The organism is Leeia oryzae DSM 17879 (assembly GCF_000376945.1).
Taxonomy (GTDB): domain Bacteria; phylum Pseudomonadota; class Gammaproteobacteria; order Burkholderiales; family Leeiaceae; genus Leeia; species Leeia oryzae.
This window is the reverse complement of sequence record NZ_AQXU01000025.1, coordinates 913,149-935,723: the sequence shown is the minus strand read 5'-3', so window position 1 is coordinate 935,723 and position 22,575 is coordinate 913,149. Positions and strand designations below refer to the sequence as shown.

General features: G+C 52.5%; 19 protein-coding genes. 8 read left to right on the top strand and 11 right to left on the bottom strand.

Annotated features, from left to right (window positions below; genetic code table 11):
• Window positions 1-74: 74 nt before the first annotated feature.
• The 3 genes from F552_RS0117880 to F552_RS0117870 all read left to right on the top strand — a co-directional run bounded on the left by F552_RS0117880 (window position 75) and on the right by F552_RS0117870 (window position 4,746).
• Complete coding sequence (locus F552_RS0117880) at window positions 75-1,010, top strand: LysR family transcriptional regulator (protein ID WP_018153151.1); 936 nt, start codon at window positions 75-77, stop codon at window positions 1,008-1,010.
• A gap of 140 nt (window positions 1,011-1,150) precedes the next feature.
• A complete protein-coding gene (leuA, locus tag F552_RS0117875; protein ID WP_018153150.1) occupies window positions 1,151-2,821 on the top strand; it encodes a 2-isopropylmalate synthase in 1,671 nt (556 codons plus the stop codon).
• 125 nt (window positions 2,822-2,946) lie between these two features.
• Window positions 2,947-4,746, top strand: a complete 1,800-nt coding sequence (locus F552_RS0117870) for a 2-isopropylmalate synthase (protein WP_018153149.1) — start codon at window positions 2,947-2,949, stop codon at window positions 4,744-4,746.
• A gap of 764 nt (window positions 4,747-5,510) precedes the next feature.
• On the opposite strand, the gene mnmE is transcribed toward F552_RS0117870, so the two are convergent.
• The 5 genes from mnmE to rpmH form a co-directional block, all read right to left on the bottom strand.
• Window positions 5,511-6,845 (bottom strand): tRNA uridine-5-carboxymethylaminomethyl(34) synthesis GTPase MnmE, encoded by a 1,335-nt coding sequence (gene mnmE / locus F552_RS0117865; RefSeq protein WP_018153148.1) that lies wholly within the window; start codon window positions 6,843-6,845, stop codon window positions 5,511-5,513.
• Window positions 6,846-7,213: 368 nt separating this feature from the next.
• Window positions 7,214-8,863: a membrane protein insertase YidC gene (gene yidC / locus F552_RS0117860; RefSeq protein WP_018153147.1), complete on the bottom strand. Its 1,650-nt coding sequence runs from the start codon at window positions 8,861-8,863 to the stop codon at window positions 7,214-7,216.
• Window positions 8,864-8,890: 27 nt separating this feature from the next.
• Window positions 8,891-9,100 (bottom strand): membrane protein insertion efficiency factor YidD, encoded by a 210-nt coding sequence (yidD, locus tag F552_RS20425; RefSeq protein WP_083917547.1) that lies wholly within the window; start codon window positions 9,098-9,100, stop codon window positions 8,891-8,893.
• A complete protein-coding gene (rnpA, locus tag F552_RS21130) occupies window positions 9,097-9,459 on the bottom strand; it encodes a ribonuclease P protein component (protein WP_018153146.1) in 363 nt (120 codons plus the stop codon). Before rnpA ends, yidD begins: the two co-directional genes overlap by 4 nt.
• Window positions 9,452-9,586, bottom strand: coding sequence for a 50S ribosomal protein L34 (gene rpmH / locus F552_RS0117855; protein WP_018153145.1), 135 nt, complete (start codon window positions 9,584-9,586; stop codon window positions 9,452-9,454). Before rpmH ends, rnpA begins: the two co-directional genes overlap by 8 nt.
• A gap of 187 nt (window positions 9,587-9,773) precedes the next feature.
• On the opposite strand from rpmH, the gene dnaA reads away from it, so the two are divergent.
• From dnaA to gyrB, 3 genes are all read left to right on the top strand, one after another.
• Window positions 9,774-11,171 carry a chromosomal replication initiator protein DnaA gene (gene dnaA / locus F552_RS0117845; protein WP_018153143.1) on the top strand — a complete coding sequence of 466 codons (1,398 nt, stop codon included), beginning with the start codon at window positions 9,774-9,776 and terminating at the stop codon, window positions 11,169-11,171.
• Window positions 11,172-11,612: 441 nt separating this feature from the next.
• A complete protein-coding gene (dnaN, locus tag F552_RS0117840; RefSeq protein ID WP_018153142.1) occupies window positions 11,613-12,719 on the top strand; it encodes a DNA polymerase III subunit beta in 1,107 nt (368 codons plus the stop codon).
• A 149-nt stretch (window positions 12,720-12,868) separates the two neighbouring features.
• Complete coding sequence (gene gyrB / locus F552_RS0117835; protein WP_018153141.1) at window positions 12,869-15,328, top strand: DNA topoisomerase (ATP-hydrolyzing) subunit B; 2,460 nt, start codon at window positions 12,869-12,871, stop codon at window positions 15,326-15,328.
• Between the two features lie 291 nt (window positions 15,329-15,619).
• Here the strand turns inward: gyrB and F552_RS0117830 are convergent, their stop codons facing one another.
• On the bottom strand, window positions 15,620-16,336 hold the full coding sequence (locus tag F552_RS0117830; RefSeq protein WP_018153140.1) for a hypothetical protein: 717 nt from the start codon (window positions 16,334-16,336) through the stop codon (window positions 15,620-15,622).
• A 295-nt stretch (window positions 16,337-16,631) separates the two neighbouring features.
• Window positions 16,632-17,474: a competence protein CoiA family protein gene (locus F552_RS0117825; RefSeq protein WP_018153139.1), complete on the bottom strand. Its 843-nt coding sequence runs from the start codon at window positions 17,472-17,474 to the stop codon at window positions 16,632-16,634.
• A gap of 95 nt (window positions 17,475-17,569) precedes the next feature.
• Here F552_RS0117825 and F552_RS20225 point away from each other — a divergent pair, with 95 nt between their 5' ends.
• Window positions 17,570-18,598 (top strand): hypothetical protein, encoded by a 1,029-nt coding sequence (locus tag F552_RS20225; RefSeq protein ID WP_018153138.1) that lies wholly within the window; start codon window positions 17,570-17,572, stop codon window positions 18,596-18,598.
• 99 nt (window positions 18,599-18,697) lie between these two features.
• On the opposite strand, the gene F552_RS19780 is transcribed toward F552_RS20225, so the two are convergent.
• From F552_RS19780 to F552_RS0117800, 4 genes are all read right to left on the bottom strand, one after another.
• The gene (locus tag F552_RS19780; protein WP_018153137.1) at window positions 18,698-18,949 is read right to left on the bottom strand and encodes a TA system toxin CbtA family protein; all 252 of its coding nucleotides are present in this window, start codon (window positions 18,947-18,949) and stop codon (window positions 18,698-18,700) included.
• Window positions 18,950-19,037: 88 nt separating this feature from the next.
• A complete protein-coding gene (locus tag F552_RS0117810; protein WP_018153136.1) occupies window positions 19,038-19,817 on the bottom strand; it encodes an HNH endonuclease in 780 nt (259 codons plus the stop codon).
• A gap of 246 nt (window positions 19,818-20,063) precedes the next feature.
• Window positions 20,064-20,915 carry an NmrA family NAD(P)-binding protein gene (locus tag F552_RS0117805; RefSeq protein WP_018153135.1) on the bottom strand — a complete coding sequence of 284 codons (852 nt, stop codon included), beginning with the start codon at window positions 20,913-20,915 and terminating at the stop codon, window positions 20,064-20,066.
• A 26-nt stretch (window positions 20,916-20,941) separates the two neighbouring features.
• The gene (locus F552_RS0117800; RefSeq protein ID WP_026182870.1) at window positions 20,942-21,472 is read right to left on the bottom strand and encodes an NAD(P)H-dependent oxidoreductase; all 531 of its coding nucleotides are present in this window, start codon (window positions 21,470-21,472) and stop codon (window positions 20,942-20,944) included.
• 107 nt (window positions 21,473-21,579) lie between these two features.
• Here F552_RS0117800 and F552_RS0117795 point away from each other — a divergent pair, with 107 nt between their 5' ends.
• Complete coding sequence (locus F552_RS0117795; protein ID WP_018153133.1) at window positions 21,580-22,503, top strand: LysR family transcriptional regulator; 924 nt, start codon at window positions 21,580-21,582, stop codon at window positions 22,501-22,503.
• The last annotated feature ends 72 nt before the right edge of the window (window positions 22,504-22,575 follow it).

Sequence of the window (22,575 nt, the reverse complement as noted above, 5' to 3'; positions counted from 1 at the left end):
TGCATTATTCCATCCATTGAAGTGATAAAAAAGCGTAAAATACTGGTCAATTTAATCCAAAAAGTTGATCAATCATGCCGTTAAGACTTCCCAAAACCAGTGCAGAGCAATGGCGTGTCTTGCAAGCCGTGGTAGAAACCGGTGGCTTTGCCCAGGCGGCTGAACATTTGCACCGCAGTCAGTCCGCCATCAGTTACACCATCGCCAAGCTGCAGGAGCAGATCGGTGTCCCTTTGCTGGCACAGGAAGGGCGGCGGATGATGCTCACGGAAACCGGGGCCACCTTGCTACGGCATGCCAAGCCGCTGGTGGACGGGCTGGCCAGGCTGGAACAACATGCTGCCTTGCTGGCACAGGGTTGGGAGGCCGAATTGCATATAGCGGTGGAGGCGTTGTTCCCGAGCACGATTCTGTTTTCTGCGTTGTCCAATTTTGCCCGCGAATGTCCGAACACTTTGTTGCAAGTGCATGAAGTGGTGATGTCCGGGGCGGATGAAGCCATTACCACCGGTCAGGCCGATATCGTGATTGCTACCAATATCCCCACCGGCTATCTGGGAGAAAAACTGCTGGATGCCACTTTGGTAGCCTCCGCAGCGCCAGCACACCCCTTGCATCATCTGGGACGAGCCCTCACCAGCGATGACCTGCTGGAACATACCCAGTCCGTGGTGCGGGATTCTGGTACGCAAAATCCCCGCGACTCTGGCTGGCTGGGAGCCAAGCAGCGCTGGACGGTCAGTTACCCGCAAACCTCCATCGACATGGTAAAGGCTGGGCTGGCGTTTGCCTGGCTGCCCAAACATCTGATCGTTGAAGACTTTTTGCAGGGTAGGCTCAAGCCGCTGCCGCTACGGCATGGTCGTGAACGCACCATTTCGCTGTACCTGATTGCCTCTGCCAAGCAGGCCACTGGCCCCGCAGCCCGTATGCTGAGCAAACTGCTTATTGACGATGCCAGAAACTGGAAGGACTTTGACTGCAGCGGACTTTGCGATGTCCAATATTAGACAATAACTGCATATATATACATAAAATAGACACTTATTCATATAATTTATTAAATTACATTTGAATTAATGTCTAATATTGATTAGGATTTGCACACACCCACCAAAACAATGGACCAAAAGTCCAAAAAGGAGTTGTGATGCACGATCCAGCATTCAAATATCAGCCTGCCCAGCCCATTCCCATGTCCGACCGGCAATGGCCGGGCAGGACCATCACCCACTCACCCCTCTGGTGCAGCACCGATCTGCGGGATGGCAACCAGGCATTGGCCAACCCGATGGATATCCCCACCAAACGGGCCTTTTTCGAGCTATTGGTTAAAACCGGGTTCAAGCAGATCGAAGTCGCCTTCCCCAGCGCCTCACAAACCGATTTTGACTTTGTACGCCAGCTGATCACCGGCCAGGCCATCCCGGAAGACGTCACCATTGAAGTCATCACCCAGGCGCGCGAGCACCTGATTCGCCGTACCTTTGAAGCACTGCAGGGTGCCAGGCGGGCGATTATCCATCTGTATAACCCGACAGCCCCAGTCTGGCGGGCATTGGTGTATCAGAAATCCCGCGCGGAAATGATCCGCATGGCGGTCGAAGCAACCCGTCTGTGCCGGGCCTGCGCGCAGCAACAACCCGAAACCGAATGGGTCTTCCAGTATTCGCCGGAGACATTCTCTGCGACCGAGCTGGATTTCTCGCTGGATATCTGCCACGCCGTGATGGAAGCCTGGCAACCGACACCCGGCCAGCAGATGATTCTCAACCTGCCGGCCACGGTTGAGCTCAGCACGCCCAACCGCTATGCCGACCAGATTGAATGGATGCACCGCCACTTGAGAGAGCGCGAGTCCATCATCCTCTCTGTGCACCCGCACAACGATCGTGGTACCGGTGTCGCCGCAGCTGAACTCGCCTTGCTGGCCGGGGCTGAGCGGGTCGAAGGCTGTCTGTTTGGCAACGGCGAACGTACCGGCAATGTGGATCTGGTCACCCTGGCGCTCAACCTGTACACCCAGGGCATTGCACCGGGACTGGATTTTTCAGACATCGACCGCGTGCGCGATGCGGTCGAACGCTTTACCCGGCTGCCGGTGCATCCCCGCCATCCCTACGCGGGTGAACTGGTCTATACCGCGTTTTCCGGTTCGCATCAGGACGCCATCAAAAAGGGCTTTGCCGCACAGACTGCCGATACGTTCTGGCAGGTGCCCTATTTGCCGCTGGATCCAAAAGACGTGGGTCGCTCCTACGAGGCCGTGATTGTCGTCAACAGCCAGTCCGGCAAAGGGGGCATCGCCTGGGTACTGGAACAGCAATACGGCTATCAGTTACCACGTGATCTACAAATGGATTTTGCCGGCAAGGTACAAACCGTGACCGATGACACCGGCCAAGCCCAAACGGCGGACGAGATCCTCCGACTGTTCGAGTCGAGTTATCTGTCAGCACACCCGGATATGACGCTGGCTGAAGGGGCGCCAAGCTGGTTTGAATCTGGCGAGTTACGCATTTGCCTGCAGATTGCCGGGCAGCCGCAGCAGCTGACCGGGCAGGGCGATGGTCCGTTGCATGCACTCATGGATGCGCTCAATCGCCACTTTGGCACGCAGGTACATATCCGCAATTATCATGAGCATGCGCTGACCACCGGCGAAGATGCAGAAGCCGTGGCGTATATCACCGTCAGCGGCAATTGCCAGCGACCCAGCTTTGGCGTGGGACGACATCGCGATATCGTAACCGCCTCATGGCAGGCTGTCCTGAAGGCATTTGCCGGTCTGGTACTGCCAAAAATGATCGAAACCATCTAAATTAGACATTTAGGGGAATGTATGTCGCCATACGTTGGTTGTTTTTGTGAGTTCATCGCTAAAATTATTTGACGTGATGTCTAATTTCCCCTACTATCTGTCTAACGATTCAACAAGGAACCTCCATGCAATTGGACATCGAACGTCTAATCCGTGACTTCGGCGGCCCTAGTGCCCTCGCGGAAGCCTTTATCAAAGCCTTCCCGGATGATCCCGTCACGCGTTCCGCCATCTACAAATGGCGTGAACGTGGCAGCATACCTTTGGCGCATGTCAACAAACTTGGCATGCTGGCGACCAGCATGGGCAGAGCCTTTAATATTCATCACTATTTCATTAGTGCGACATCAGAGACCAGCGACACCCAACAGAAAGTCCAGACCATGAGCAACCGTTTGTATATCTTCGATACCACCTTGCGTGACGGCGAACAAAGCCCAGGCGCTTCCATGACCAAAGAAGAGAAGATCCGCATTGCGCGTCAGCTGGAAAAACTGGGCGTCGACATTATTGAAGCCGGTTTTGCCGCAGCCAGCCCGGGTGACTTTGAGTCCATCAAGGCGATTGCCGAAACCGTGAAAAACTCGACAGTCTGCTCGCTGGCCCGTGCCAATGAGCGCGATGTACGCACCGCCGGCGAGGCCATCAAGCCAGCCGCCAGAGGCCGTATCCATACCTTCATTGCGACCAGCCCGATCCATATGGAGAAAAAGCTGCGCATGACGCCGGAACAGGTCGTGGAAGCCGCCGTCAAGGCCGTGAAGATTGCCCGCGAATATACCGATGATGTCGAATTCTCGGCGGAAGATGCCTTGCGTTCTGACATTGATTTTCTGGCCCACGTGTTTGGTGCCGTGATCGAAGCTGGCGCCACCACCCTGAACGTACCGGACACTGTCGGCTACGCCGTGCCGCAGAAAACCGAGGCGTTTTTCCGTGAGCTGATCGCCAAAACCAAAGGCGGCGACAAGGTGATCTGGTCTGCCCACTGCCATAACGATCTGGGCATGGCCGTGGCCAACTCCCTGTCTGCCGTGCTGGGTGGTGCCCGTCAGGTGGAATGTACCATCAACGGTCTGGGAGAACGTGCCGGTAACGCCAGTCTGGAAGAAATCGTCATGGCCGTCCGCACCCGTCACGACATTTTTGCGGTAGAGACCCAGGTGGATGCTACCCAGATTGTGCCAACCTCCAAGCTGGTGTCTACCATTACCGGTTACCCGGTACAGCCGAACAAAGCCATTGTCGGTGCCAATGCCTTTGCGCACGAATCCGGCATCCACCAGGATGGCGTACTGAAGCACCGCGAGACCTATGAAATCATGTCTGCCGAGTCCGTCGGCTGGTCTGCCAACCGCTTGACCCTGGGCAAATTGTCCGGTCGCAATGCCTTTAAGACCAAACTGCACGACCTCGGCATTGTGCTGGAGAGTGAAGAAGCCCTGAATACTGCCTTTGCCCGCTTCAAAGAGCTGGCCGACAAAAAACGGGAAATCTTCGACGAAGACTTGCACGCCCTGATGTCTAACGAAGCGCACCATCAGGAACCCGACACCTACAAACTGGTGTCCTTGAGCGTGCATTCCGAAACCGGCGAAATCCCGCATGCCAGCGTGGTCATCAGCAGCCCGGCAGGCGAGCAGCGCTCCGAGAGCCATGGCTCCGGCCCTGTCGATGCCTCCTTCAAGGCCATCGAAGCCATCGTTCAGTCTGGCAGTGAACTGCAACTGTACTCGGTCAACGCCATTACCAGCGGCACAGACAGCCAAGGGGAAGTGACCGTACGCCTGAACAAGGAAGGCCGCGTGGTCAACGGGCAGGGCGCAGATACCGATATTGTGGTTGCCAGTGCCAAGGCGTATTTGGCTGCGTTGTCCCGCCTGAGCCAGTCCAGCAAGATCAATGCACAAACGGCAGAGATCTAATCCTTTTTCGCGAACCGTCGGCTGGCCATAAGCCAGTTGCGGCCCTGGGCCACCGGTTATCCCCGGTGGCCCAACTTCAAGCAAGATCTCCTCTCCCTGCAAGTCCTCCATACTCACCTCAACGGCGAATACGTTTCACGTGAAACATCACCAATTTTTCTGACCATCCGCCAAAAATCGACCCGTCAAAACACGCTATATTGCATTTTTTCTGCAACACCAAGACCGAGATACCAAAAAAGTCAAAAATGCCTTGTGTGCGCTTTTAAGTGCATTCACGGACATGTCGTGAAATCAGCATCCAAAAGAATACTATCCATCACATGCACAGCAGGTAGCGCAAACGAACCATTGCACAGTCACTTACTTTGCTAGGCATGCCATGACGTCACCGGCGCAACCAGTACATCCCTTAATTTGTCATTCTGAAAACATTCAGCATGATCCGCCAGCAGCCGTTACAAACGCTGACAGTGTGAACACCTAAAAATCTGGAAAAACTTCATTGCGTAAAGAAGAGGGATGACCGAAGAAAATTGACTTCAGGCGACCGCAAAGGCGATTGAGGTCACATTAACGGGAACATCATCAGGCAGGGTGGCTACCTGAGAGGGTGGAGAAGCAGTGAATACCCCCGTAATATGTGGAGCAAATTCATCGGCACCCAGTGGGCGGGCGGCGATATTTAGTTAGCGTGCATGCCCATCGCGCCAATGACGCACAGGCAGAAACCAATGGCTCACCACCTGTGCGCAAAGAAGGGCTTATTTTCCAATACAGAAACGGCTGAAGATTTCACCCAGCAGATCATCCGCGGTGAACTCGCCGGTGATGCTGGATAAATGCTGTTGTGCCAGTCGCAGCTCTTCGGCCAAAAACTCGATCTGATGTCCGGCCTGGCTAGCCAGCTGCAAATGCAAGGCTGCTTCCTTGATGGCCAGCAGATGCCGCTCCCGTGCCATGAAGACGCCTTCGTTTGCCTGCCAGCCAGCCATGTGCAGCAAGCGCTGCTTCAGCAAGTTAATGCCTTCCCCTTGCTTGGCAGACAGCTTCACATGCCAGTCATCCCCAATCCGGGTTTCACCTGCCGATTCACCGCACAGGTCGATCTTGTTGTGAACCGTCAGCTTGGGGACTGCAGGCAGACGGTGCAGAATGGCGTCGTCGTCGGCCGTCATACCGGTTCTGGCATCGACCAGCAGCAGGATCAGATCTGCCTTATTAACCGCCGCCCAGGTACGTTCAATGCCGATTTTCTCCACCGTATCGACGGTATCACGCAAGCCGGCGGTATCAATCAGGTGCAGCGGAATGCCATCCAGGTGGATCAGCTCGCGCAGGGTATCGCGGGTGGTACCAGCCACGTCGGTCACGATGGCAATTTCATCACCTGCCAGCTGGTTCATCAGGCTGGATTTGCCCACGTTGGGCTGGCCGACCAGCACCACATTCATGCCATCGCGTAGCAGTTTACCCTGGCCTGCCGCCTGCTGCAGTTGCAGCAGTTGCTGTTGCAGGGTTCGCAATTTGCCGGCCGCATCTGCCGCTTCCAGAAAATCGATGTCTTCTTCGGGGAAGTCCAGCGTCGCTTCAACCAGCATGCGCAGATTGATCAGGCCTTCCACCAGGCCATTCACCTGACTGGAGAATGCCCCGGACAGCGAGCGCATGGCGCTGCGTGCCGCTTCTTCCGAGCTGGCCTCAATCAGGTCCGCCACGCTTTCTGCCTGCGCCAGATCCAGCTTTTCGTTCAGGAATGCACGTTTGGTAAATTCTCCCGGCTCCGCCAGACGTGCACCCAGCTCAACACAACGCTTGAGCAAGCGCTGTAGCACTGCCGGACCACCATGGCCTTGCAATTCGATGACATCTTCGCCAGTGAAAGAATGCGGCCCGGGGAAGTACAGCACCAGACCGCTGTCGATCAATTCGCCTTGTGCATCCTTGAAACCGGCCAGCGTGGCCAGCCGCGGAGCGGGCTGTTTGCCGCAAATGTGCTGGGCAAACGCCAATAATCCGTGCCCGGAAATGCGGATAACACCAACCCCGCCACGCCCCGGGGCTGTCGCAATGGCAGCAATTGTATCGGTCTGCACCATGCAAACTCCATCTCTACTCGTCATGACCCGTAGCATTCGGCAACAGGCCGTTCATCAATTATCAATCCGGCTCGCCCATGCCCAGCCAATTTGCATGGGGATTCATCTCATCACCGGCTCTGCATCCCCGCTGTGCACAATGCGCTTTTAGTGCATGATGGCAGCGGTGACAGGTGGCAACGGCTGCTACCAAACTCCATCATGTACACGGCGACTGGCATGCCTTCACCACAGTCGGCAGACTGCATCCTGCAATTTACATGCAGGCATCTTAGCATGTTCTAGTCACCACCCGGTCAGGCAAGCTGCGGACGATGCATAACAAAACGGCCACTTGCGTGGCCGTTTTGAGGGAACACCTACCGGGCTTACTTCTTGCCGATGGTCTTGTAAATGACTTTCTGTTGAATGATCGACAGAATGTTGTTCACCAGCCAGTACACAACCAAACCGCTTGGCGAGAAGAAGAAGAACACACTGAACATCAGCGGCATGATCTTCATCATTTTCGCCTGCATCGGGTCAGCCGGTGCAGGGTTCAGGGTAGTCTGATACCACATGGACACAGCCATGATCAGCGGCAGAATGTAGAACGGATCCGGATGGGACAAGTCATGAATCCAGAACATCCATGGTGCCTGGCGCAGTTCTACTGCGCCCAGCAAACACCAGTACAAGCCCATGAACACCGGGATCTGGATCAGCATCGGCAGACAACCACCCAGCGGATTGATCTTCTCGGTCTTGTACAGTTCCATCATGGCCTGATGCTGCTTCTGACGGTCATCACCAAACTTCTCTTTGATGCTCTGCAGACGCGGGGCAATTTCACGCATTTTGGCCATGGACCGGTAGCTGGCCGCAGACGGGTAATAGAACACCGACTTGATCAGTACCGTCAGCAAGATGATGGCCCAGCCCCAGTTACCGACCAGCGCATGCAGTTTCACCAGCAGCCAGAACAGTGGCGCAGCGACGATGGTAAAAATACCATAGTCTTTGGTCAGGCTCAGGCTCGGTGCCACTTTTTCCATGGCCGAGGTATCTTCCGGGCCGCTATACAGCGGTACGGTGTAAGACAAGCTAGCGCCTGGCGCAACGGCTGGCAAGGTGACCAGCGTCCCCATGGAGAACAGGCCGTTAGACTGCTTCTTCAGTTCGAAAGTACGGTTGGCATTCTTGTCGCAATCTTCCGGATTGGCGCCATTGGCAGCAGGCGGCAACCACACGCTGATGAAGTAATGCTGCACCATGCCGACCCAGCCGTTGCTGCAACGGGTGACATAGTTGTCTTTGTTCTTCTCGATGTCCGCGAAGGTTACCTTCTGGTATTTCTTCTGCTCGGTGTAAACAGCAGCACCGTGGAAAGTCGAGGAGAACTTGGTTTGCGAAGCCGGGTCAGACCCGTCGCGCAGAATGCGGTAGTAGGCATTTGGCGTGAAGACTTTGCCTGAACCGTTCTTGATCTGGTAGGTCACGTCTACCACGTAGCTGTTGCGATGGAAGGTCAGCAGCTTGCTGATTTCCACGCCATCTACAGCTGGCGCATCCAGTTTCACCACCAGTTGCTCTTGGCCATCGGCCAGTTTCAGGTCTGCAGCAGGCGCATTGAAACGGGTTTTGTGGGTTGGCAAGCCTGGGTTGGTGAACCCGGTTTGCGCCACATAGGTATGGTCTTTGTCAGACTGCAACAGCACAAACGGACGCTTGCTGCCGTCATCTGCCAGATGCTTGAAAAGCTCCAGATGGCGGATATCGCCACCCACGGTGTCAATCTCGGCCGCGAACAGGTCAGTCTTGACCTTGATGCGGTTACCGGATTCCAGCGCAGCAGCTTCATTGACACTGGCTGAAGCGGTAGTGGCCGGTGCAGCTGCTTTGTCTGCGACTGTTGCAGAAGCCGCAGACGCGGTTTTCTCGGTCAGCAGTTCCGGATGACGGGATACCTGCCACTGCTGCCAAAGGAACAGCGTAGCAAACGAAATGGCGATAAAAATGATTAGACGGCGAAATTCCATGGTCGAACCTATAAGTGGGCTGACAGATCAAGGGACAGGGTCGTGCCCCCCGGCAGAAAATGGGTGGCAACGAAGGATACGTTTGATGGCTAGCCAGCTGCCTTTGAACGCACCATACCGGCGCAACGCCTGTTGTGCGTATGATGAACAACTGGGGTAGAAACGACAAGTTGCCGGCCGCCATGAGCTGACCAGCAACTGATATGCACGAATCAAAAGCAACAGCAAACGCGTCATACTGGGTTTAACCTTCGCGACAAGTTCATAAGTTCTTGTCTGGCTTTCGTACCATCGGCACGTTCAAGCTGCCGTTTGACACGTATGATCACATCAAAACCTGCGAAATGTGACCGGTGCAGTCTGAAGAACTCCCGGCACACCCGCTTGGCATAATTTCTTTTGTTCGCCGCTTTGGAAATTTTCTTGCTGACCACCACACCCAGTCTTGGCTCTGCAAGCGTCGACTGTTTATAGAGTAGCTGAAAATAATGACCGTGGTGTGAACGCCGCAAACCAAAAACGGATGAAAATTCATCCGTTTTGGTTAGTCGGTAGCACCGCGGAAAGCGGTTGTGCAAGCCGTCAGGCTTATACACCTAGGCGGCTGCGACCTTTAGAGCGACGTGCAGCAATCACGGCACGACCACCCTTGGTACGCATGCGAACCAAGAAACCGTGCGTACGCTTGCGACGAATAACCGACGGTTGGTAGGTACGTTTCATTACGGTATTCCTTATATTTCTAAACTAAGCAAATATTCAATACTGCACCCTAAGCACCTGTTTTGTCAAGGTCTATTTTTAGAACAAACGGTGGATAAGGATACCCAAACGGGCTACAATGCCGTGTTGCACTACCCTATCCATAACCTGTTTCATAACCTTGTGTAGAACCGTCTGCTGATCATACATGTCTGATGCCGCTGTTTTCTGGTCTTCTTGTCTGGCTGTTTTCGAGTCAGAGCTGACAGCCCAACAATTTAATACATGGATCAAGCCGCTCTCGATTGAAGAAGCGGAGGATGGCCTGCGCCTGCTGGTGCCTAACAAGTTTGTGATGCAATGGGTAAAGGACAAGTTCCTGAGCCGGATTCACCTGCTGGCCGAAGAATACTTCGAAGAAGTGCGTGAAATCCAGCTGGTCGTCGCAGCGGCCAAAAAAACCGCGGCTAAAACAGCGGAACCCAAACCTGAAAAAACCGGCGCCAAGGCGCCCGCAGATGCGCCGGTACTGGAGCCGGCCGTGGCACCAAGCAGCCCTGGCAAGGGCCGGTCGATGGTGGATGAATATTCACGGCTGAACCCCAATTTTACCTTTGACACCTTTGTGAACGGTAAGGCCAACCAGCTGGCACGCGCTGCCGCGATGCAGGTGGCCGAGAACCCGGGGGTGGCATACAACCCGCTGTTTGTGTACGGTGGCGTGGGTCTGGGTAAGACTCACCTGGTGCAAGCCATTGGCAACCATGTGCACCAGCACAACAAACAGGCCAAGATTCGCTACATCCACGCCGAAAAGTACGTGGGTGACGTAGTAAAAGCTTATCAGCACAAGGCGTTTGACGAATTCAAGCGCTATTACCATTCGCTGGACGTGCTGCTGATTGACGATATCCAGTTTTTCTCTGGCAAGAACCGCACCCAGGAAGAATTCTTTTACGCGTTTAACGCGCTGATCGAAGCGCACAAGCAGGTGATCATTACCTGCGATACCTTCCCGCGTGAAATCGAAAACATGGAAGACCGGCTGATCTCCCGCTTTGGCTGGGGTCTGACGGTGGCGATCGAACCGCCAGAGCTGGAAATGCGCGTGGCGATTCTGCTGAAAAAGGCAGAGAGCGAGCGGGTACTGCTGGACGAGAACACCGCGTTCTTCATTGCCAAGCATATCCGCTCTAACGTCCGCGAGCTGGAAGGCGCCTTGAAGCGGGTACTGGCGTATTCACGCTTTACCGGGCAGAAAGTGTCGCTGGAACTGGCCAAGGAAGCGTTGAAAGACCTGCTGGCGGTACAGAACCGCCAGATCAGCATCGACAACATCCAGAAGACGGTGGCCGACTTCTACAAAATTAAAGTGGCGGACATGCATTCCAGCCGGCGCACGCGTAACGTCGCGCGTCCGCGGCAGATTGCCATGGCACTGGCCAAGGAACTGACGCAGCTGTCTTTGCCGGATATTGGCGAAGCGTTTGGCGGCAGGGACCATACCACGGTATTGCATGCATGCCGCAAGATTACCGAGCTGCGTGGCAGCGAAGCGGATATTGCGCACGAGTTTAACGTGCTGCTGCAGATACTGAAGAATTGAAGGTAAGGCTGGCAGCTGGTCTGGCACCGGCTACCGGCAGCAATTGCATGACCAGACTTTGCGGAAGCACCCCGCCGCAGGAAACCAGAGGGTGAGTCGTTGTACACAGTGACTGTAAACCTTGGGTGATTGACTGCCGACAAGCAGATGAACTTGCCGGAAAGCAGAAAACCAAGGCGCCAGATAGCGATTATCAGGTGTAAAAACAGGCGCAAACAACGATTGGCGAGCGTGTATAAATTGCGGCACAGTTTGTGCATAACCCGAGGATAAACGGGAAGTGAAAAAACGGTCACAAATTATCCACAGGTTGGAAACATAGCCCAGGCAAAGTTTGAAGTACTGATAAGTGTTTGAAATATAAAGTTTAAAATGGGTTATCCACAGACAGGCTCTACCCTTATTAATCATTATCAAATCTTTTAAAGAAGGTTATTTGATATGGCAATTATCGAGGCAAGCAAAGACGCACTGATCAAACCGTTAGCAACCGTTACCGGTATTGTAGAAAAACGGCATACCATGCCGATTCTTTCTAACGTCTTGATCGAGAAGCAAGGTAGCAATTTACGCATGCTGGGAACGGATCTGGAAATCCAGATTCAGACCACCGACACCCTGGACAACCAGAGTGACGATGTACGCTTTACCACCAGCGCCAAAAAGCTACTGGACATCTTGCGTGCATTGCCTGATAGCCAACCGGTAAAACTGGAAACCGACAACAACAAGCTGACCATTCGCAGTGGCAAAAGCCGTTTTAACCTGCACACCTTGCCGGCAGAAGATTTGCCACAAGTGCAGATGAACAGCGACGTGCTGACGACACTGGAAATTGCCCAAAGCACGCTGAAAAGCCTGCTGCAAAAAGTGCAATACGCCATGGCCAACCAGGATATCCGTTACTACCTGAATGGTTTGTATCTGGTCAGCGAAAGCGGCATGATCAAACTGGTAGCCACAGACGGACACCGTCTGGCGTTTGTAGAAGCTGAAACCGGTAACCAGAGCCCACGCTCTGAAGCCATCATTCCACGTAAAACCGTACTGGAACTGGTGAAACAGCTGAACGACGTGGATGACCCGGTCAAGATTGAAATTTGTTCTAACCAGATCCGTTTCAGCTTTGGCAAGATCGAACTGCTGTCGAAAGTGATTGAAGGCAAGTTCCCGGATTACAACCGCGTGATTCCGCTACACAACAACAAGATCTTCCGTATTGAACGGCTGGTCTTGCTGCAAGCGCTGCAGCGGGTAGCGATTCTGTCTAACGAGAAGTTCCGTGGCGTACGGGTGATGCTGTCTGACAACACCCTGCGCATCCAGTCTGCCAACAACGAGCAGGAAGAAGCCCAGGAAGAACTGGACATCGAATACGGTTATGACGCTCTGGATATTGGTTTTAACATCAACTACCTGCTGGATGCACTAAACCACAGCAGCAGTGACGTGATGCAACTGGCGCTGGCGGACAGCAACGGCAGTGCACTGGTGACCGAACCGGAAAACCAGAACTTCCGTTATGTGGTAATGCCAATGCGCATCTAGTGAGGTCTTGAAGTGGGTTTGTTGGAATTACTCACTTCAAAACTACGCTAAGTATTTGTATTTTAAAGCTTTTGTTTTAAAAACAGGCTGAAAACGATTAATTTGCACTAACATTGGTTTCACGTGAAACCGGAATCGAAAACTGCCCCATGAGTGATCAGAATCTGCAACAAGACAACAGTGGTTATGACGAAGACAGCATCCAGCAGCTAGAAGGCCTGGAAGCAGTACGTAAACGCCCCGGCATGTACATTGGTGACACCTCTGACGGAAGTGGCCTGCACCACATGGTGTTTGAAGTCGTGGATAACGCGATTGACGAAGCCCTGGCTGGCCATTGCGATGACATCAAGGTCATCATTCATCCGGATAACTCGATTTCTGTTTCTGATAACGGCCGTGGTATTCCGACCGGTATCAAATTTGACGACAAACACGAGCCTAAGCGTTCTGCTGCCGAAATCGTGATGACGGTATTGCACGCAGGCGGCAAGTTCAACCAGAACAGCTACAAAGTCTCTGGTGGCCTGCACGGCGTGGGTGTGTCTTGCGTGAACGCGCTATCGAAGTGGCTAAAACTGATCATCCGCCGTGACGGCAAGAAATACCTTCTGGAATTCAACCGCGGGCATGTACCCAACCGGGAACTGGAAATCGTCAATGGCGTGGAAGTATCGCCACTGAAAGTTATCGGTGAAACCCAGAACCGCGGTACGGAAGTGCATTTTCTGGCCGACGAAGAAATCTTTGGCAAGGTGGAATTCCACTACGAAGTGCTGGCCAAACGTCTGCGTGAACTGTCTTTCCTGAACAACGGCGTCAAGGTTGAGCTGATTGACAAACGGGATGGCCGCAGCGAGAACTTTGCCCACTCTGGTGGTGTAAAAGGCTTTGTGGAGTACATGAACCGCTCCAAATCAGTATTGCACCCACGGATTTTCCATTCTTCTGGCGAGAAGGACGGCATTACCGTTGAAGTGGCGATGCAATGGAACGACAGCTACAGCGAACTGGTACAGTGTTTTACCAACAACATCCCGCAGCGGGATGGTGGTACTCACCTGACCGGCTTGCGCACCGCCATGACGCGGATTCTGAACAAGTACATCGAAGAAAACGAGATTGCCAAGAAAGCCAAGGTAGAAACCTCTGGCGACGACATGCGCGAAGGTTTGTGCTGCGTGCTGTCTGTGAAAGTGCCGGAGCCCAAGTTCTCTAGCCAGACCAAAGACAAGCTGGTATCCAGCGAAGTGCAGCCAGTGGTGCAAGAAGTGGTCGCCGCCAAGCTGGCCGAATACCTGCTGGAAAACCCGATTGATGCCAAGACCATTACCGGCAAGATTGTGGAAGCTGCCCGCGCACGCGATGCCGCACGTAAAGCCCGCGAACTGACCCGCCGTAAAGGCGTGCTGGACGGCGTAGGCCTGCCCGGCAAGCTGGCGGACTGCCAGGAGAAAGACCCGGCGCTGTGCGAACTGTACCTGGTGGAGGGTGACTCTGCCGGCGGGTCTGCCAAGCAAGGCCGTGACCGCAAGTTCCAGGCTATTTTGCCGCTGAAGGGTAAAATCCTGAACGTGGAAAAAGCGCGTTTTGACAAGCTGATTGCCTCGCAAGAAATTGCTACGCTGATTACTGCACTCGGCTGCGGCATTGGCAAGGACGAATACAACCCGGAAAAACTGCGCTACCACCGCATCATCATCATGACCGATGCCGACGTGGACGGTGCGCACATCCGTACCCTCCTGCTGACGCTGTTCTACCGCCAGATGCCGGAGCTGGTAGAACGTGGCCACATCTACATTGCCCAGCCACCGCTGTACAAGGTGAAGCAAGGCAAGGAAGAGCGTTACCTGAAAGACGAACAAGAGCGTAAACGCTTCTTGCTGGCCAACTGCCTGAAAGAAGCCCGCCTGTATACCAGCCGTGATGCCGACCCGATTACCGGCGAAGCCCTGGAAAGCATTGCCAACGACTACCTGCTGGCCGAAGCGGTAATTGACCGCCAGAGCCGCGTGATTGACCAGACCGTGCTGCACAACCTGCTGCACAACATCGAGCTGAAGCTGGATAACGAAGCCAATTGCCATGCTACCGCTGCAGAGCTGGAAGCGCTGGTGAACGACAAGGAAATCAAGATCGAGGCTGAGCTGGACGCGGTAGACAACAACTGGTACCTGAAGATTACCCGCCACGTACACGGCAACTACAACATCACCTACCTGGGTCAGGATTTTGTGGACAGTGGCGATTACCAGCAACTGCGCAAAACCAGCCTGGTGCTGGCCGGTCTGCTGAAAGAAGATGCGGTAATCAAGCGTGGCGACAACGAGAAGAAAATCGCCACCTTTGCCGACGCACTGGAATGGCTGCAAGCAGAAGCCAGCAAGGGCATGAGCTTCCAGCGTTACAAAGGCTTGGGCGAGATGAACCCGGAACAGCTGTGGGAAACCACCATGGACATCACCGTGCGCCGCCTGCTGCGCGTGCAGATTGAAGACGCCATGGGTGCGGACGAAATCTTCACCAAGCTGATGGGCGATGATGTCGAGCCACGCCGTGCATTCATCGAAAATAACGCCCTAAGGGCCGGGAACATTGATATTTGATGATGTAGGATCTCGTCTAACTCTAGATTTTTCTCACTTTCTAGATTTTTGAGATTCTACCGTCAGTAGTTCGAGTAGCAAATAGCCTCCATAATTGGAGGCTATTTTATTTGCGAGATAAAAAAACCTTCTTTTTAGCCAGAGCGGATAGGCGCTGGAAAGTGTCTAAGTCTGATCTTTTACCCTTTAGATATTCTAAAAATTGGTTAGTGATGAGATGTAAAGCCTGATCTAGGCGCCCAACAGACCAAGATGTTTTAACATGATCATATCTTTAGAAAATATCGACGATTATTCATCCTGCTTGGTATATGTTTGTACCTCAGTAAATAACTGATTAATCATGTCGCATACAATTTCAAAGGTGAACAATACAGTCGGATCCAGTGTGCTTGAGCCATGTGCATAGCCGTTACGAATTTTTGGGATCAACGCTATAAGATGATTCAGCCAATCAAATTCGAGTTCCTCGGGAGTCAAGATTACCTCTTCCTCCGGATAAGAAATGAAATCCAGACCTGAACTAATCATTTGATCGATTTTCTGATGTGTTATACGTCCTTTGGCTCGCGTCAGCGCCCATTGTCGCCGGTGGGTGAAGCTTTCATTACGGATCAACTGACGGGAGGCAGCTTCTTTCAACAAATCAGAAAGTCCTCTTGTGGCTTTTTTGCCATTCTCGACATGGAGAAGCATTAGACGTTCTTTTAAGGCAAACTCCAGTGACACTAAGGCATGATGTTCAGCAATGGGATGAAAGCGATACACAAACCAGGCATATAGATACAGGTTTTTCGCGGTTTCGAAATGCACACGAATATCGAGAGGAACGGCATTATCAAGTTTGAAACCAGCAACGGTCTGTTGACGAACAGCCAATGAAACATACTTATGCTTCGGTCTACTTGAAGCAAAAAATGCATTTCTCTCATCGGGCTCCCAGACGGAATCTGCACTCCGCAGCGCATCACACGCATCGATCTCAGAATCATCAAAAGACTCGCTCATCTAGTCATCTTCCACCAAGTGCTACGAAATATTAAATATCTACCCAGCATACTACAATCCTGTAATCTGTAGAGTGCAACCACGGAAGGAAGCCGCGACATAAATGAAGACTTATCACAAAGGCTTGTACCACCCCGCCAATACGCTTTGAAAACAGCCAATCCTGGTTATTAATCTTGATACGACTTCAATACTCGCCAGCCCTACACCTTGGAGTGCAATGAATCTTGCCCGACCAAGGTTATTTGATATTGCTCCACCCTACCTCCTGAATCACCGGTGCCCGCTGACCAAGTTATTTTGAAGACTGCTGCTGACAGGCTTGCAGTTCACTCACCACTTGCTGTATAAACTGTTCGAAAATAATCCAGTTGCGATATCTACCCTCCCAGTGTCCCCTGCCCCGGCAAATCGGTTCGACAACTTTTCTCACATCTTCATTAAAGCGATGTTTCACTTTGTAGTTATAAGGGAGTTTATCGACCCAAACGCTTGCGCCGCAAATCGTAAAAGTCAAAGGCTGCCAAGCGGGTGCTGTGATTTGGGGCGTGGGTACTGATGGCTCCGCTTCCTGTTCAACCCAATATCGGCGATTCACGTCCATTAAAACGGCCTCTTCGAGATCTGACCAAGTCCAGGGAAGGCTCACCATATCTTTCAGATCAATTTCGAGAGTTCGGATACTTAAATGCTTTAGTTTGTCTGTTTTGATTTCATCAACCTTGTGATGAACAGCAATTTCTATGGCAATAGGCTCACCCTCTGCGATGGCAAAGCAGTCAACGATTACTTCCCCGAGGACAGAGGTCATCCGATGTTCCAGTATTACCTTTGAGAAGTGCATGTTGCCGGTTGGCTGCTGATGTGTACTATCTTCAGGAGCAGCTAACCACTTGTAATCTTGCACGACTTGTTTTGCAGCCTGATGCAGTGCTGTTTCTGCACACTTTTCAGCGTGTGATCCCGTTTCATGCGCAAAATGATGGGCTTTTTCTCGCCCGGCATTCTTTGCGATCAATCTGTGTTTACAGCCAGGGCAAACACACCTGCAATCAATACCCGTTGGCACATCTTCCACGTGCACCATTCTTCCATCTTCGGCTAATGCAAAAGTAATCATTGGGTTACTGATGTCCATGTCACAACTCCTCTTGGGTTAACTTAGGAGTTAGCGTATGCATGAATATGCGATTAGAATAGTCCGAAACCCTCATACAACTGTTCGAGACTGATATGCAAGATATTGATCTTATTATGGAAAATGATAAAAACCAGGAAAACAGCATGGGCAACGGATATCTTGAAGGTCTCGAAACCTTGCTGGAATTTGTAGACTATCTAGGACTTCCAACTAAACCTTATCAGGTACTTCAACAGTGGTTACGGGTGGAAATCCAGCGGATTAAGGACGGGAAAGCACAATCCAGATATGAAGCCGAACAATTACAGTTGTATGCAGATGGAAAAGTGTCGGGGAAAGAACCTTCTCGCTGGATGAGTCCGATCTGGGATAAGTTAAAAGACTTTGAAAATCAGCATGCAGAAGGCATGCAGAAAAGGGCACGGGGTCAAGGACGGAAGTGGTACTGCCTTCCAAGAAAGCAAACCAGTCCAGGCGGCCAAGGGCATACGTCAAAGTATTACTTTGAATGTTTCGAGGTGAATCAACAGGGTGCTGAGGATACGGCAAGCCATCAGCGAACGAAAGATGAGATCGTCTATATCCTAGATACTCAGGTGATCCCGGCTTGGTGGGCCAGAAAATTATTCAAGACCAGTTACAAACTTGCCGGCTGGCGGAAGTGGCTGTTCCTAGGGTATTACTTCTTAAATTTGATCATCATTGCACTTACCTTGGCATCTGCTTATTTCAGTTCAATGTATCTGAGCCATAACGCGCTTGAAATTATCAAATGGCTACTTCCCACCTCTGTCATTGCATTTTTTGGGTGGTGGACGATCAAACCGATCATTCAGTTGGCTGATTGGCGAATCATCATGGCACCAAGTACCTTTTTTGCGCTTAAAGAAGATAACGCCCAGTTAGAACTCGCTACAGCGTCAGATCATCACAGTTCTGCAAAAAAAGAAATTCGTCTTGTCCGTTATAGCGCACAATGCCCCAAGTGTACTGGTAAAATTCTACTCCGTGATGGAGGGAAACAGTTTCCAAATCGCTTGGTGGGTCGTTGCGAAGAAAGTCCGTCAGAGCATGTATATAGCTTTGATCGAATCTTGCAAAGAGGGAAAGCTTTAGTCTGAATAAACATCGAGTGACGCACATGATGACCCCCATTTATGAGTGACACTTTGCGTTCGAGTCTGAAGTTTTTTCGTTTGTCTTTGCACGACTTTTACAGCTTAGCGGGTAATAGCAATGCAAAGATTTTCAAGTGCTTCTGTTTCATCCATTGCAGTGAGACACTGGTTGGTGATGTTGTCCACACGCACTAAATCAAATTTCTCTGCCAGTCGGTTGATAATGGCAAACACGTGATCCCCATCATCAATTCCCTGTGGATAGTCCTCACATAGGGTGGTATCTGTCAGCATCAATCCATAGTGGGTTTTGAGCAGGTATGCGGCCAACAGCTGGAATTGTTGCGCTTGCATGACTTGGCTTTCACATATCGTAAACGATGAGTTTAGCCTGGTTCATTAAGCAGATAGCGTCAAGGTGATTAAGATAGCGTCAAGGTGATTATTCACTTTGCCGAAACACATGTTCTTGGTGATAGGCCAAGAAATCCCGATGGGGTGCGAACTTGCTCGGCATGGTGATTTTTTGACCATGCAAACCCAGTAGGTAATCTTTGGCGATACCGTTTTGGGCTTGGCTGCGTAAGGCTGGTGATACTTGGATGAGATAGTCTGGGGTGACGGTGATTAAGCCGATATCAAAGGCTTTGTCGTGCAGGGCGGATAGGCAGAGGCCATTGGCGGGGTTGAGGCGCTGTTTAGGGTTGTCTTTCCATGGGACGATGTGGCTGGCGATGAGTAAGCGGGGTTCGGAAATACCGGTCATGCAGCATTGGTTGTTGTAGCTGCTGAGAATACTTTTGCGGAAAAAGGATTGCCGCACCCGAACTTGCACGGTGGTGCTGATGGTGTCTGCGCTGTAGTCGGTGGTGTGTTCGTCTTCTGTTGCTACTTCGGTGATGTCGCTGCTCTGCCCTGTGAGTTGATCTACCAGTAGTTGACTTTCATAGCCGATGGCGTCTGGGTTTGCTATGAATTCTTCCCAAGTGGTTTTGTCGAGTTTGGAGGCACCTTCTAGCCCTTTGCGGCCAGTGCTGGTGATGACGGGGTCTAGGCTGGCGAGGTTACAGAGTTTCATGGCCAATGAAGACGGGGTTCTGCCCAGTAGCGGTGCGATTTTCTTGATGGTGCTGTTGCCTTGGGTGAATTGCCCAAAGGGGAGTTGGCAGTACAGGTTAATGGCGATGAGAACTTCTGCTCTGGTCCATGGTTTGTTGGCCATACATGATCTTAGCGTACATTGAGATGTGCTTACTTTAAGCGTCCTGCTGGCGAATGACAAATAAATGCATTAAACATGAATGACATTCAGTTTGAACTTTGCCGCTTTGCTGGTGCTTTGGTAGGCGAACCAACGCGTGAATCACCAAGCCACGGCCAGCCATGCTAAACCGGCAGGCTGTGGTTGGATGGATGAACACACCGGTGCACATATCTGTTTGGACATACAGACGCGGCGGTGGTTAGGCTATTGCCATACGGCTGTGTGCTCCGAAACAAAGGCCTGGAAGCTGCGGGCTGGCTGCTGAATCAGCCGGGATAGATCGTCACTCACGGCGGCGGCGTAGCCTGCGGTGATAATCTGGTTCAGGCTGGTCATGATCTCGATGCTCCATGTATCCATGCCTATGTCGCGCATCGCGCTTTCGGCTGCATTGTCCGAGACGGCCACATACTGGATGGACTTACCGGTTGCGGCACCCACTTGCGCTGCAACTTCTGTGTTCGTGAGCGCTTGTGCGCCGGTGAGCGTGTAGTGCTTACCAGCATGACTGGCGGGATCGAGCAAGATTGCTGCGTTTGCGGCGGCGATGTCCCGGGCGTCAATCAGTGAGATGGCGCCATCACCCTGAGCAAGATACAGCGCGCCACTGCGTAACATGCCACCGTAAAAATTCACATAGTTTTGCATAAAATTGTTGGGGCGCGTCAGCGTGTATGCGATGCCTGAGTTGATGACCAATTGGTCGATCTCGCCTTGCACCTTTGCAATAGCAAATGGGCTGGATGGGTCGGCCCCTGCGCCAGACGAGCGGACGATATGCCGCACACCTGCAGCCTTGGCGGCAGTCACCGCGTTCCGCGCGAGTTCCAGCATGTTGGACTGCAACGGCAAGAGTAAAAACAGGGTATCAATGCCCTGGAAGGCTTGTATCAAACCGTCTGGATCGCTGAAATCGGTCCGGCGAGTCTCGAGCCCCGCGACGGTTTTTCCTGATGATGAGCCGATCACCAGTTGGACATGTCTGGCTTTGAGGACGGTTGTCAGTTCGCGGCCAATGGTACCGCTGGCACCGGTAATGAGAATGGTATTGGACATGTTGTTCTCCTAAGGGTAGATGCTGATTACAGTGAGCTTAGCCGGGCATGGTAAGCCGTTAACACGTGATCGATTCCTGCCGGGTCAAGCTGTCTTACGCCACTTGCGGAAAAAATGGGTAGATAGTTCATGCCGGCGAGATTGGCGGTTGCCTGCAGCGGTCTTAACAGTTCGCTTAAGGTAAATTGGTTGTAACCGCCTGCCTGATAGGCATCGGCGGGTCCACCGGTTGTCGTGGCGATCATCAGGCGCTTGCCACGCAGTTTGTCCCCGCCTGAGCCATAGGCAAAGCCGTAGCTCAATACGGCATCCAGCCATTCTTTGAGAATGGCCGGTGTGCTGTACCAATAAAATGGAAACTGCAGCACGATGACATCGTGGTTCAGCAGTAACTGCTGTTCTTGGGCTACGTCGATTTGATAGTCCGGGTAACGCGACATCAGATCATGCACGGTTACGTTACTCAGTTGATTGGCCACCCCAAGCAGCGCTTTGTTGATGACCGAGGATGCTGGATGGCGGTGTGCATACACGAGCAGAATTCGATTTGGGTTCACGACAGTTTCCAGAAAAGTGTTGATATGGCTACCATTCTAGGTACTTTTATTCGATCTGATTAGTCTGTAATCTGGTGAATATATTTCAACGAATTGGAATGAATTTCATGAACGATCTGCGCAGCCTGGAAAGTTTTCTCAAGACAGTGGAAATGGGGAGTTTCTCGTCTGCGGCGAATTTGCTGGGACTAACGCCTGCTGCTGTCAGCAAGCATGTGGCCAAGCTCGAGCGAGATCTGGGGACGAGGCTGTTTCAGCGCAGTACGCGCCATCTGACGCTGACGGAGGCTGGCGAGCGTTTGTATATGGAAACCTCTGCCCCGGCCCGTCAGTTGGCACAGGCGCTGGTGTCGCTCACAGAACGGGATGCTCAGCCCGCCGGCACGTTGCGAGTGAGTGTTGCGCCAGGTTTTGCACGCCAGTATATCTTGCCGTTACTACCGGCGTTTTTAGCGCGCTATCCAAGTATCCGGCTGGACTGGAGCTTTGAGAACCGCTACGTAGACCTAGTGCGGGAAAATTATGATGCCGCGATTGGGGCTGGTGTCACGGAGGACGCCAATGTGGTCGCGCGGCAATTGGTGCCCCTCAAACTGCTGACCGTCGCGGCGCCGTCGTATTTGGCGCGACATGGCCAGCCAGAGACGATAGAAGATTTGGCACGGCATGATTGCATTCGCTTGCGATCAGCCACTACAGGACGCTTAAGAAGCTGGGATTTTCGTGTAGGCGGGGAAACCGTGACGGCGCCAGTCGATGGCCGCTTGATATTGTCTGACCTCGATGCCGTTCTGGATGCAGCACTTGCTGGCATGGGGCTGGCCAGGCTAGGCGCGCATCATGTCCTGCCGCATCTGGATGCGGGCCGGTTGGTGCAGGTGCTACCCGACTTGCCTAGCCCGGTAGGCGCCATTCATGTTTACTATGCACACACAAGACTGACCCCGCCCAAAGTGCGTGCGTTTGTCGATTTTCTCACGGAGGCACTCCGTCAAACTGAATGGCAGGAAAGAATCAGGAAGCTGCCTTAGGTGGCATCACCGTATCTTGACCACGATCCTTGTGTAAAACCAAAAAACTGCCAGTCGGGTTAAAGCAACTGG

Bases quoted from the DNA above. Each gene is read 5' to 3' on its own strand.
- F552_RS0117880 (WP_018153151.1), top strand. From the start codon at position 75: ATGCCGTTAAGACTTCCCAAAACCAGTGCAGAGCAATGGCGTGTCTTG.
- leuA (WP_018153150.1), top strand. From the start codon at position 1,151: ATGCACGATCCAGCATTCAAATATCAGCCTGCCCAGCCCATTCCCATG.
- F552_RS0117870 (WP_018153149.1), top strand. From the start codon at position 2,947: ATGCAATTGGACATCGAACGTCTAATCCGTGACTTCGGCGGCCCTAGT.
- mnmE (WP_018153148.1), bottom strand. From the start codon at position 6,845: ATGGTGCAGACCGATACAATTGCTGCCATTGCGACAGCCCCGGGGCGT.
- yidC (WP_018153147.1), bottom strand. From the start codon at position 8,863: ATGGAATTTCGCCGTCTAATCATTTTTATCGCCATTTCGTTTGCTACG.
- yidD (WP_083917547.1), bottom strand. From the start codon at position 9,100: ATGACGCGTTTGCTGTTGCTTTTGATTCGTGCATATCAGTTGCTGGTC.
- rpmH (WP_018153145.1), bottom strand. From the start codon at position 9,586: ATGAAACGTACCTACCAACCGTCGGTTATTCGTCGCAAGCGTACGCAC.
- dnaA (WP_018153143.1), top strand. From the start codon at position 9,774: ATGTCTGATGCCGCTGTTTTCTGGTCTTCTTGTCTGGCTGTTTTCGAG.
- dnaN (WP_018153142.1), top strand. From the start codon at position 11,613: ATGGCAATTATCGAGGCAAGCAAAGACGCACTGATCAAACCGTTAGCA.
- gyrB (WP_018153141.1), top strand. From the start codon at position 12,869: ATGAGTGATCAGAATCTGCAACAAGACAACAGTGGTTATGACGAAGAC.
- F552_RS0117830 (WP_018153140.1), bottom strand. From the start codon at position 16,336: ATGAGCGAGTCTTTTGATGATTCTGAGATCGATGCGTGTGATGCGCTG.
- F552_RS0117825 (WP_018153139.1), bottom strand. From the start codon at position 17,474: ATGGACATCAGTAACCCAATGATTACTTTTGCATTAGCCGAAGATGGA.
- F552_RS20225 (WP_018153138.1), top strand. From the start codon at position 17,570: ATGCAAGATATTGATCTTATTATGGAAAATGATAAAAACCAGGAAAAC.
- F552_RS19780 (WP_018153137.1), bottom strand. From the start codon at position 18,949: ATGCAAGCGCAACAATTCCAGCTGTTGGCCGCATACCTGCTCAAAACC.
- F552_RS0117810 (WP_018153136.1), bottom strand. From the start codon at position 19,817: ATGGCCAACAAACCATGGACCAGAGCAGAAGTTCTCATCGCCATTAAC.
- F552_RS0117805 (WP_018153135.1), bottom strand. From the start codon at position 20,915: ATGTCCAATACCATTCTCATTACCGGTGCCAGCGGTACCATTGGCCGC.
- F552_RS0117795 (WP_018153133.1), top strand. From the start codon at position 21,580: ATGAACGATCTGCGCAGCCTGGAAAGTTTTCTCAAGACAGTGGAAATG.